Source organism: Rhizobium indigoferae (assembly GCF_034554815.1).
Taxonomy (GTDB): Bacteria; Pseudomonadota; Alphaproteobacteria; order Rhizobiales; family Rhizobiaceae; genus Rhizobium; species Rhizobium leguminosarum.
Window position 1 is genome coordinate 585,338 of record NZ_CP140637.1, and the last position, 12,183, is coordinate 597,520.

At 61.2% G+C, this 12,183-nt stretch carries 7 protein-coding genes; 3 read left to right on the top strand and 4 right to left on the bottom strand.

Annotated features, from left to right (window positions below):
- Positions 1–40: 40 nt before the first annotated feature.
- Genes glgB through U5G49_RS29260 form a run of 3 tightly spaced genes read right to left on the bottom strand, consistent with a single transcriptional unit; the run spans position 41 to position 8,754 of the window.
- Positions 41–2,251, bottom strand: coding sequence for a 1,4-alpha-glucan branching protein GlgB (gene glgB / locus U5G49_RS29250; protein ID WP_193442772.1), 2,211 nt, complete (start codon positions 2,249–2,251; stop codon positions 41–43).
- Entirely contained in the window at positions 2,248–5,529 is a 3,282-nt protein-coding gene (gene treS / locus U5G49_RS29255; RefSeq protein ID WP_193442770.1) for a maltose alpha-D-glucosyltransferase, read from the bottom strand. Before treS ends, glgB begins: the two co-directional genes overlap by 4 nt.
- A complete protein-coding gene (locus U5G49_RS29260; protein WP_193442768.1) occupies positions 5,530–8,754 on the bottom strand; it encodes an alpha-1,4-glucan--maltose-1-phosphate maltosyltransferase in 3,225 nt (1,074 codons plus the stop codon). It abuts the gene before it with no gap.
- 235 nt (positions 8,755–8,989) lie between these two features.
- Here U5G49_RS29260 and U5G49_RS29265 point away from each other — a divergent pair, with 235 nt between their 5' ends.
- The 3 genes from U5G49_RS29265 (at position 8,990) to U5G49_RS29275 (ending at position 11,096) form a co-directional block, all read left to right on the top strand.
- Positions 8,990–9,346 (top strand): hypothetical protein, encoded by a 357-nt coding sequence (locus U5G49_RS29265; protein WP_193443044.1) that lies wholly within the window; start codon positions 8,990–8,992, stop codon positions 9,344–9,346.
- Positions 9,347–9,450: 104 nt separating this feature from the next.
- Entirely contained in the window at positions 9,451–10,329 is an 879-nt protein-coding gene (locus U5G49_RS29270; protein WP_193443042.1) for an MBL fold metallo-hydrolase, read from the top strand.
- On the top strand, positions 10,326–11,096 hold the full coding sequence (locus tag U5G49_RS29275; RefSeq protein ID WP_193442766.1) for a phosphotransferase: 771 nt from the start codon (positions 10,326–10,328) through the stop codon (positions 11,094–11,096). Before U5G49_RS29270 ends, U5G49_RS29275 begins: the two co-directional genes overlap by 4 nt.
- A 21-nt stretch (positions 11,097–11,117) precedes the next feature.
- Here U5G49_RS29275 and U5G49_RS29280 read toward each other — a convergent pair whose 3' ends face one another.
- The gene (locus U5G49_RS29280) at positions 11,118–12,161 is read right to left on the bottom strand and encodes a magnesium and cobalt transport protein CorA (protein WP_018245900.1); all 1,044 of its coding nucleotides are present in this window, start codon (positions 12,159–12,161) and stop codon (positions 11,118–11,120) included.
- Between the last annotated feature and the right edge of the window lie 22 nt (positions 12,162–12,183).

The following is a 12,183-nucleotide window of genomic DNA, read 5'->3' on the forward strand; positions in this document are numbered from 1 at the left end:
GTCTCAGATGACGGTGGAACCGTCATCGACGTGACCACCGTCAAGGCGACGGCCCCTGCAGAAAGATCGTGGACAGCGGCGGCAGCGTCAGCGACAGAGAGACGGGCCTGCCGTGGGCGGGAACCGGTTCGGTCGACACCGCGCCGTTGACCAGGCCCGAGCCGCCATATTCCCGCGCATCCGTCGTCATCCGCTCGATCCACACACCGTCGCTGGGCACGCCGACCCTGTAGCCGTAACGCGGCACCGGCGTGAAATTTGACATGACCAGGATCGACGAAGCACGATCGGGTGCATAACGGAGCATCCCGAGCACGGAATTGACGGCGTCGTCGGCTGCCGCCCATTCGAAGCCCTCGGGATGAAAGTCGCCGAATTGCAATGCCGGCTCGTCGCCGTAGAGGCCGTTCAGATCCTTCACCAGCCGCTGAATCCCTACATGCTGGGGCCGGTCCAGCACATCCCAGGTCACCGACCCGTCATGGTTCCACTCGCCCGGCTGTGCGACTTCGCTCCCCATGAACAAGAGCTTCTTGCCAGGATGACCCCACATGAAGGCGAGATAGCTGCGCAGATTGGCGAATTTTTGCCATTCGTCGCCCGGCATCTTCGTCAGCAGCGAGCCCTTTCCGTAGACGACCTCGTCATGTGAAATCGGCAGAATGAAGTGTTCGGAATAGGCATAGATCATGCCGAAGGTCATCGTGCCATGGGCGTAGCTCCGGTAAATCGGATCCTTCTCGATGTAGCTCAGGCTGTCATGCATCCAGCCCATGTTCCATTTGATGTCGAACCCCAGCCCTCCCTGCTCCGGCGGCTTCGTCACGCCGGGCCAGGCCGTCGATTCCTCGGCGATCGTCATCGCGTGCGGGCAGCGCTCGTGAATGATGCTGTTCAGGTGCTTGAAGAATTCGACCGCTTCCAGATTCTCGCGGCCGCCATATTGGTTGGGGATCCATTCGCCCTCGTTGCGGCTGTAGTCGCGGTAAAGCATCGAGGCAACGGCGTCGACCCGCAAACCGTCGATATGGTAGCGCTCTAGCCATTCCAGCGCGCTGGCGATCAGGAACCCTTTCACCTCGTTGCGGCCGAGATTGTAGATCAGCGTGTTCCAGTCGCGGTGAAAGCCTTCGCGCGGATCTTCGTGCTCGTAGAGCGCGCTGCCGTCGAAGCGGGCAAGCCCCCAGACGTCTGTGGGAAAATGAGCCGGCACCCAATCGAGGATGACACCGAGCCCGGCGCCATGGCACCGGTCGATGAAATAGGCGAAATCTTCAGGCGTCCCGTATCGGCCGGTGGGCGCGAATAGCCCGAGCGGCTGATAACCCCAGGACCCGCCGAACGGATGCTCCATGATCGGCAGCAGCTCGATATGGGTAAAGCCCATGTCGCTGACATAGGGAACCAGCCGCTGGCTGAGTTCAACCCAGTCGAGCGACCTGTTGCCGTCCTTTAGATCGCGAAGCCAGGAGCCGGCGTGCACCTCATAGACCGAGAACGCGCCCTCCAGCCTGTCTTGGCGGGACCGGCCCTTCATCCAGCCGTCATCGGTCCATCGAAACGGCGTCGACGATGCGACGATGGAGGCGGTGGACGGAGCCGCCTCGCTCGCCCTCGCGACCGGATCGGCCTTCTGCGGCAAGCAGGTCCCCTCAGCATCAATGATCTCGAACTTATATCTTTCACCGGGGGCGAGGCGCGGAACGAACAGCTCCCAGACGCCCGCCGACGGTCTCAGCCGCATCGGATTGCGCCGCCCGTCCCAGGCGTTGAAGTCGCCGACAACCGAGACGCGGCGCGCATTCGGGGCCCAGACGGCGAAACGAACGCCCGATATCCCGTCGACCGCCATATCAACTGCGCCGAGCGTCCGGCTCAGACTGTAGTGGGTGCCCTCCGATATCAGATGGAGGTCGAGCTCTCCGAGCAGCAGACCGAAACTGTAGGGGTCCTCGGTGATTTGAACTGCATCCGGCCATGTGATCCGCAGCCGGTATCCCGTCCTCGAGGCCGCCACCGCCGCAAACAGGCCGGACGAGTGGGCGATGCTGAACGGCGCCACCACCCGGCCGCTCGTCGCATCGATGAGATCGACCGCTTCCGCACCGGGCAGATACACCCGCACGATCGTCATGCCGCCGCTTTGGTGGGGACCGAGGATCGAAAAGGGATCGCCATGGCGCCCCTCGATCAGGGCCCATAGCGCATCCTGTCCGATGCCCGCCAGAAGTTCCGAGCGCTCAACATTCATGCCTTGACTCCCGTCAGACGCGCTACGATTTCGGTAAGGCCGGATAGCGGGATCGGAAGCCATTTCGGCCTGTTGCGGGCTTCATAGGCGATCTCGTAGGCGGCCTTTTCGAGTAGAAAGGCATCGAGAACCCGGCGTCTTTGGTGGGGTGGCATGTCAAGCTCCTTCGATACGGAAACCGCCTGCGAATAGGCATCGAGAAAGGCCTCCTCGGCATGGCGCCCGAAGCGGGCGATCGCCTCGCGGCGGACCTCGTTGTCGTGTTCGATGACCGCGTCGTTGTCGAGCTGGGCGGTGGCCACGAGGTAGCTCAGCGATCTCAAAAGCCCGGCGACATCGCGCAGCGGGTTCGTCTTGGCGCGGCGCTCGGCCAGGTTTTTCGCGGGCTCGCCCTCGAAGTCGATGATGACGGCATCACCCTCGCTGACGAGGATCTGGCCAAGATGGAAGTCGCCATGCGTGCGTGTCATTAGCGTATGGCGGGCGCTCTGCGCCAGTGTCCCGGCGAGCTCTGCGAGTTCGGAACGACGCTCGAGAAGCGGCCTTGCGAGCAGGTCGATTGCGGGGTCGGCATTCTCGTCGCGTTCCTCGAGCTTCGACATCGCATAGGCGAGCTCCCCGGCAACGGCCTTCCTCATCGCCTCGACCTCGCTGTCGCCTGATACCACCGGGCTGAAGGCCTCGTCCCCGGTCTTCGCAGCGAGCACGACATGCAATTCGCCGAGCCTGAGACCCACCATCGCGACGAAACTGATCAGCGACCGGAAGACGTCATCGTCTGGTTGGACCGCCGGATCGTTCAGCACGAGTTCGTCGGCCCCGCGGCGCAGATTGTTCAGCATCCAGTTCCAGGCGTCGCCCTGATTGCGGATCGCGCCCTGGACGATGATCAAGGTGGAACGGCGTCCGCTGGAATCGGTATGCGCGACCTCTCCGAGCAGGGGCGCCGTGTGGTCATAGCCGGCGCGGGTGAGATAGCGCGTCATCTCGACTTCCGGATGGATGCCCGGGAAGATGTGTCTGATCAGTTTGATCATCGCTACGTCGCCGACGAGCAGCGAGCTGTTGGACTGTTCAGCCGATAGCCAATGCACCGGCAGCTCGTCTGAAATATCGAGACTGTCGAGCCGTTCTGTCCCAATGAATTCGAGCGTGCCGGTCCGGCCGGTGGTGCGCGAGCGGTCGCGAAGTCCGTGCAGAATGCCGCGCGCCATTGCCTCCACGGCAAATCCGTCTGTGAGGAAACCGACGCGTCTACCTTGGCGAATCCTCCCAAGCGCAAGCTGCTGGGCAAGCGCGGAAGGATGCGCATCGTCCCAGGCGACCGTGAGCGGCAGTTGGTAGGATTCGCTGTGGTTCGGCAGCTCGACCTCCAATTCGCCGAGGACGACGCCATCGGCGAATGGGATTGGTGTCGCGGAGATCAGTCGAGCGGCCTGAACCGCCTGGTCCTTTGCCCCGAACCATCGCCGCTTAGAGAGATAGGCGGGCAGGATTTCGCCGCTCAGAATGCGCGCATGACCCGGTTCATCCACGAGGTCGAGCAGGCTACGCCGGATGACCATCGTCAACAGATCGGGAAGCTGTTCCGGCGGTGCGGTGCGCCACGCCGGCGGGTCGGCATCAGCCATCAGCTGGAACCAGAAGAAACCGTAGGGCGGCAAGGTCAGCAGATAGGTCAACTGGCCGATCGGCGGAAACGGCGACATCCCGGTCAGTTCAATGGGCACGCGCCCCTCGAAGCTCGACAGGTCGAGTTCGACGGCCTGGGGCAGCCGCGAGAGACTTGCAACACAGAGCAGAACCTCGCCTTCATACTCCCTGAGATAGGCAAGGATCTTGCGATTTTCCGGTGAAAGGAACCGCAGCGTGCCACGCCCGAAGGCGGGATGCCTGCCGCGCAACGCCAACATTCTGCGCGTCCAGTTGAGCAGCGAATGCGCGTCCGTACTCTGCGCCTCGACGTTGACGGCCTCGAAACCGTAGAGCGGGTCGGCGACGGGCGGCAGGACGAGACGCGCCGGATCTGCCCTGGAGAAACCGCCATTGCGGTCCGGAGACCATTGCATCGGCGTCCTCACTCCATCCCGGTCGCCGAGATAGATATTGTCGCCCATGCCGATCTCGTCACCGTAATAGATCACCGGCGTTCCCGGCATCGAGAGAAGAAGCGCGTTCATCAGCTCGATCCGCCGGCGGTCGCGCTCCATCAATGGCGCCAGGCGCCGTCTGATGCCGAGATTGATGCGGGCACGTTTGTCGGATGCATAGGTCTCCCAGAGATAATCCCGCTCGGCGTCGGTCACCATTTCGAGCGTGAGCTCGTCGTGGTTGCGAAGGAAGATCGCCCATTGGCAGTTGTCTGGAATCTCCGGCGTCTGGCGCAGGATGTCGGTGATCGGAAACCGATCCTCCTTGGCGATCGCCATATACATGCGCGGCATTAGCGGGAAGTGGAAGGCCATGTGGCATTCGTCGCCCTCTCCGAAATATTCGCGCGTGTCCTCCGGCCATTGATTGGCCTCGGCAAGCAGCATCACGCCGGGATGAGTGGCATCGAGCGCGGCGCGTATGCGTTTGAGGATCGCATGGGTTTCCGGCAGGTTTTCGTTGATCGTCCCCTCGCGCTCGACGAGGTAGGGAATCGCATCGAGACGAAAACCGTCGATGCCGGTTTCCAGCCAGAAGCGCATCACCCTCAGCAACTCCTCCATGACAAGAGGGCTGTCGAAATTCAGGTCGGGTTGATGGGAATAGAAGCGGTGCCAGTAATAGGCGCCGGCCACCGCGTCCCATGTCCAGTTGGATTTTTCCGTATCGATGAAAATGATGCGCGTTTCCGGAAATTTCTGATCGGTATCAGACCAGACGTAGAAGTCGCGCTCCGGCGATCCCGCCGGCGCCTGGCGAGCGCGCTGGAACCAGGGATGCTGATCGGAGGTGTGGTTGATGACGAGCTCGATGATGACGCGAATATTGCGCTGGTGGGCGGCGTCGACGAAGGCTCGGAAATCCTCCATCGTCCCGTAATCGGGGCTGACATTCCCGTAGTCGGCGATGTCATAGCCATCGTCGCGGCGCGGAGACGGAAAGAAAGGCAGGAGCCAGATGGCATTGACGCCGAGCGCTGCGATATGATCGAGCTTCTGGTGCAGGCCGGCGAAGTCGCCGACCCCGTCGCCATTGGCATCGTAGAACGACTTGATGTGCAGCTGGTAGATGATCGCATCCTTGTACCAGAGCGGCTGCGGCGCGCTATCTGCATTCATCGTGTCCATTCATGCCTCCATTGAGCGAATGCGCCAGATCGCATAGGGCAGGACCTCAGGATTGAACCCGATGCTCTGCCATTTGCCGGTCCACTTGAAACGATGGCCGCCGATCAGATCTTCGGCATCCAGCGTGCCGCCGTCTCCGAGCGACCAGTGCCAAAGCGGCAGCTCGACGTCGCTTTGCTGGAAATTGTGGGGGTCAAGACTGATGGCGACCAGCAGGACGTTGTCGCGGGCACGGCTTGCCTTCTCGAAGAACAGGATATTGTCATTTCGCGCATTCAGCAGCGTCAGGCCGAGATGCGAATGCAGCGCGGTGTTTTCGGTCCGGATGCGGTTGAGCGTCCTGATTTCGGCAATGATATTGCCCGGCCGGTCGTAGTCCCAGGCGCGGATTTCGTACTTTTCGCTGTCGGCATATTCCTTGCGCTTGGCGTCCGGTCGCCCCTCGCAAAGTTCGAAACCGTTATAGACGCCCCACAATCCCGAAAGAGTGGCGGCAAGTGCAGCGCGGATCAGGAAGGCCGGGCGCGGTGCATTCTGCAGGAAATCCGGATTAATATCATGGGTGTTGACGAAGAAATGCGGGCGGAAGAATTCTTTCGGCGCGGTCTCGGTCAGCTCCCGCATATATTGCTCGAGTTCCCATTTGGCATTGCGCCAGGTGAAGTAGGTGTAGGACTGGGAGAAGCCGATCTTTGCCAGCCGGTACATCACCTTCGGCTTGGTGAAGGCTTCCGAGAGGAAGACGACATCGGGATGACGGGCCCTGATATCGCCGATCAGCCATTCCCAGAACGGAAAGGGCTTCGTGTGCGGATTGTCGACGCGAAACAGCTTGACGCCCTGGTCCACCCAAAGCTGGACGACATCCCTGAGCTCTACCCATAATGAGGGCAGCGCGTCTTTCGTGTAGAAATCGACGTTGACGATGTCCTCGTATTTCTTCGGCGGGTTTTCGGCATATTTGATCGTGCCGTCGGGACGCCAGTCGAACCAGCCGGGATGCTCCTTCAACCAGGGGTGATCCGGCGACGCCTGGATCGCAAGGTCGAGAGCGATCTCCAGGCCATGCCGCCCTGCCGCCTCGACCAGCCGGCGGAAATCCTCGAACTCGCCGAGATCGGGATGGATGGCGTCATGGCCGCCATCCTCGGAGCCGATGGCATAGGGGCTTCCGGGGTCGCCCGGCCCGGCTTTCAGGCTGTTGTTGCGGCCTTTCCGGTTGGTCGAACCGATCGGATGAATCGGCGGAAAATAGAGTACGTCGAAGCCCATGTCGCGGATGGCGGGCAGTCGCGGGATGACGTCGTCGAAAGTGCCGTGCCGGTCCGGATCGCCGCTCTGCGAACGCGGGAAGATCTGGTACCAGCTGGCAAAGGCAGCCTCCTTGCGTTCGGCATCGACGGCGCTTGCCGTCGAGCGAAGCCGAAACGGCCGCCAATCCGCCTTGTTCATCAATTCGAATGTTCCGGCATCGAGCAGGATCGCCGTGCGCTCGGCATCGGACGCCCTTTCGAGATTGTCGCCGAGGGCCTTCAATTCGGCATTGAGCGTTGGGTCGGCATGCATCTCCGCCGAGCGGACGAGGTTTAACCCCTCCTGGAGTTCGAGCTTCAGATCCAGCCTGGCATCGTTCTTCTTCGTCAGTTCGTAGCGGAAAATCGCGAACGGGTTCTTCCATGCCTCGACGGCAAATTCATAACGTCCAATGCGCTCCAGCAGGAATTCGGCGCGCCAGCGGTCGTTTTCGACCAATTTCATCTCCGTCTCATTCCAGTCCGCCGCATCGAGCGGCCGCCAGAGCAGGACCGCGGCGATCGGGTCGTGGCCGTCGGCGAATATATCCGCCTCGACGGTGACGATGTCGCCGACCACTCGCTTGACGGGAAAGCGCCCTTCATCGACCCGCGGCATGATGTTTTCGATGGCGAGCCGCGGTGATGCTATCGCCTGTCCGACGTCGAGGATCGGCCGGGATGTGATCGGCGCCGGCGCCTTGCCTTCGACCACCAGGGTCTCCCCTGCCCGCAGCCGCAGTGCCGTGCCGTCGGCCGCGGCGGGAAGAAAACCGGAGGCAGCTTCGCGCAGTGCGGTCACCGGAGCGGGCGCACTTTTCCGAAGGTCCCTGTTGAGCAGGATGAACCGCACATTCTCAGTGCTACGAAGGTCTTCCGCCTCAGCCTGCAGCAGCGCTGAGACCGGTCCGTTGGCGTTGCGGATGAGCCGGAGCGATGAGGTCGGCGCATGGGGTTTCTTGCCGATCTCGGTGTTCGCAAGGCGAATTTCGGAGGAGATATCGAAGGCAAGGTCATGGCGCATCCCCCGCAAGCCGGCTCCATTCCCATGGGTCGGATCGAGCGGCGTAACTGCGCCATATTCGAAGCCCATCGGAACCATCAGGCCGCCGCCGAGTGAGGCAGCCAGGCGCAGAGCCCTTATGGCGCGCCGTTCGAGGATTTCGCGGCTTTCGGTTCCGTGGGCGATCCGCCTGGCGAAGAGCGGCTCCGGAAAAGCGACCTGCCAGCCAAGCTCCTTCTGGACGCGGTGTTCTTCGATGAACCATCTCTCATCAAAATCCCACCAAGCCATCGATGAAAAACATCCGTCGAAGCCTGTATCCTTGACCGCGGCCCTGGCGCCAAAATCAGTGCCGGGCGTCCAGGCGAGGAATTGCGCGTCCGCCTTCTCGCGCACCGCCGAAATCAACGATTTGAAAACCGCCGGCGCAATGCGATCGATCCCGAGCGCCCGGTAGCCGGAGAGGCCGAGACCAGTCAGTCCTCGCAGCCGTTCGGTCCATTCTTCCAACAGCCGGGATTGAGACTCCGCCCCCATCGCAGTCATCGGTTCCGCCGGGTCCAATGGCGAGCGCCTCGGATCGACAGAGTGAAAGCCCGCCTTGGGATCCCGGGCCTTACCGTCGAGCATCAGGTCCATCATCAAGGCGACGCCGCTCTTGCGGGCGGCCTCCGCCAAGCGTCCCACCCCCTCCTCGACCGCGCTTCCGAGCGACAGTTGAGGATCGAGGCGGCCTAGGTCCCGGGAGGCAAAGACGCTGCGCTCCCCGCCCCGGTCGAAAAGAGGCGCCGTCAGCACACGGTCGAAACCCGTATCCGCTGCATGGTCGAAAACCTCGCGCCACGCATCGATACCCTGAAGAAGGAGTGGATTGACATAATAAATACGGGGTGGGGTGCTCAACACACCCTGTTTTGGAGAGAATAACATCGGCCGCCGCTCGAGTTGCTTTACAGGCAAACTTCTGTTGGCGGCCGTTGTTCCACCGAAACTGCCAATTCGCGATGCGCTGGACATCGTGGGCCGCATTGAAGCGGGATCGATCGGACGCGTTTCGTTCGAGCATCAAAGGCGCTTGTTTCTGACGAGAACCCTTGAAGGCGTAACGCATTTCGGTAGTCTTCCCCTCCCCGCGAGAATGACCAATTTGGCCGCTGACGGCGCACTGCTTCGATCGACACTCCTCACCGCCGCCCTGTCGGCCTGCGCGCTGTGCCTAGCCTCCTGGAGCATCGAAACCGATCGCTCCACCGAGCACACGCATGGCCTGTTCGAAATCCGCGAGGAGGCCAGGCGCTTCATCTCACAGGAGAACGCCAAGGGGCATCAGCAGTGGGACGTGCTGGAGCCCAACCTGAAGATTCTGGTTCCCCGATGCGCGGTACCGCTCGAAACACAGTGGACGCCGAAGAGCCTTGGCCGCTCGAAAGTGAGCGTGATGGTAATATGCACGGTCGCAGTGCCGAACAGCGTGATGAGACGTTGGGACGTAGATGTTCCGGTAGAGCGGAAGCCAAATTAGACGAGAAGCCCCGCCGCCCTGCATCGTTCTGAAAGATCAGGCGCCCGAACGAGATTTGATATATCCGAATGAAATCACTGCAATTGCAACAGAGGCGACCAGACGTGAATCCATCTGTGGAATTGTGTTCATATCCTGACCTCGATGATCGAATCGTGATCGTCAGGGCGGGGGATGAGGTTGATAGCGTGTTTGTCCGGACCGAAAGGTTCAATGCGCTGATCGATACGCTCGGAACGCCCGAACTCTGCATGACGGCGCTGGACCTGCTCGGGGAACAGATGAAAGCTCGTCCACTGATCGTCATCAATTCGCACATGGATTGGGATCATTTCTGGGGGAATGCCGCCGTTGCGGGGCGCGCTCCGATTATCGCGCATGCCGCAGCGCTCGACCGTTTACGCGACCCTTCCGCACGCGAGGTCCTGAGGGACAAGGCAAGCCAGGATTCGAGGTTTCGGAACGTCGACCTCATCGGTCCCGACATTACGTTCTCCGGCTCGATGACCCTCAATGGCGGCGATCTGACGCTGGAACTCATTCATACGCCGGGTCACACGCCCGACCATATCGCCGTATGGATTCCGGAACTTCGCATCTGCCTGGCCGTCGACGCGGTGGAGTATCCCCTTCCCGAAGTCTGGAGCAAAAATACAGGCGACCTTCACTTGATCCGTTCCTCGCTCGAGCGGATACGTGACCTGGATGCAAGGCTGATCATCCCAGCGCATGGCCGGACGTACTCCCCTTCGGCGGTGGATGCGAACCTCGCCTATTTCCAAGCCCTGGCCGATCGTGTCGGCAGTTTGAGCGAGAGCCAGCTGGCGGATCCACAACTCGGCTGTTCAATCGGCCTGCGGCTTGAAGACTTCGTTGCCATTCCCGACGGAATGCCTTCCGACGTGGTGGCGTTCTACCGGAACTGCCATGAGACAAACCTTGGCGCGACGGTTCAGGCCCATAGCGAAGAGACCGGAAAATGAAACTGTTGGAGGGCGGTCGAACCGGGCAGATCTGGCGTGATGGCGATACCGTGATCAGGCCTTCCGGCGCGTGGACGCCGACGGTGCACCGGTTTTTGCGCCATCTGAGGAGCAGAGGCTTTTCGGGAGCGCCGGATCCCATTGAAAAAACGGGTAACCAGGAGGTCATCAGTTATGTCGCCGGGCGCGTCTGCGAAGATTTGAGCGACCAATTTGTCGGATCGGAGCCCATGCTGCTTTCCACAGCCAAGCTTCTGCGCGACTTTCATTCGGCATCTCAAGGATTTCTGGAATCGGATCGCGAGGTCCAGACATGGATGTTGCCGCCACAGGAGCCGCGCGAGATCGTATGCCACGGAGATTATGCGCCCTACAATGTCGCCACGGCAGGTCAGGCGGCTGTCGGCATCATCGATTTCGACGCCGCCCATCCCGCGTCGCGCCTTTGGGATTTGGCCTACTCGGTTTACCGCTGGGCGCCCCTATCCGATCCCGCCAACCCACATGTGGCATTCAACCTCGACGAACAGCTGCGGCGAGCGGAACTCTTCTGTGAGGCATATGGGGCGACGGTGGACGAACGGCTCCAGCTCCCAGAGATGATCTGCAGGCGGCTTCAGGCGCTGGTCGATTTCATGCTGGCGAACGCCTCGGCTGGAGAGGCGACATTCGCGGAGGACGTCGCCACAGGAGATGCCCGGCTCTATCTAAGCGATATCGACTATATCAGAAGCCATCGGGATCGACTGCTCGAAGCTCTGTGCTGACGCCTTCGCCAGGCTTCATATCTAGAGCCACTTCCTCCGACGGAAGAAACTGAAGAGAAACAGGCACAAGAAGGCGATAACACCAAGCACGACGAAATAGCCATATTGGAATTTCAGTTCGGGCATATCGCTGAAATTCATCCCGTAGATACCGGCGATCGCGGTGGGAACGGCCAGGATCGCCGCCCATGCGGCGAGTTGGCGGGCGATCGCCGTCTGCTCCGTCTGGCCAATCATCACGCTGGCCTCGAAGGCAAAGGCGAGAACCTCGCGTAGCGCATCGATATCTTCCTGAACCCGGCGCACGTGATCCGTCACATCGCGAAACAGCGACTGGAGCGTCGGATCCATGCCGGGAAGATCGATGTGCTCGTATCGCCGACAGACGTCTACCAGCGGCACCACGGCATTGCGGAGCCGCAGCAGCTTGCGCCGCAACAGGTAAAGGCGCTCGATGTCAGACTTTGCCAGCTGTTCGCGCAGCACCAGATCCTCGAGCTTCTCGACCTCCTCCTGCACGACCTCGATCACCGGCATATAATTGTCGACGATGAAATCAAGGATGGAATAGAGAATATAATTCTCGCCGTGGGCAAGCGCTGTCGGCGTGGCCTCGCATCGCTGCCGCACCGCGAGATACGAGGACGAGTCCCCGTGGCGAACGGAGACGACATAACCGCGACCGACGAACAAATGCGTTTCGCCGAAGATGATTTCGTCATCCTTCATGTGGGCGGTCCGGGCGACGATGAACATCGCGTCCCCATAAATCTCCAGCTTCGGGCGCTGGTGGGGCTGCGCTGCATCCTCGATCGCCAGCGGATGGAGATTGAACTCGGCCTGGACCTGGTGCAGCAGCACTTCATCCGGCTCGTGCAGGCCGATCCAGACGATGGCATTCTCCCTGCTTCGCCATTCGCCGGCCTCTTCTATCCTGATGTCGCGAATGCGTTGCCCATGCTGGTAAACGGCAGCAGCCACGACGCCGGGCCGTTCATACGGAGGCGATGTGGAACCGCCACCTGATTGCGCGGAAATACTGTCCAGATCCTTTAGCCGTTCCAAATCCTGCCGTCCTCCATTCCGC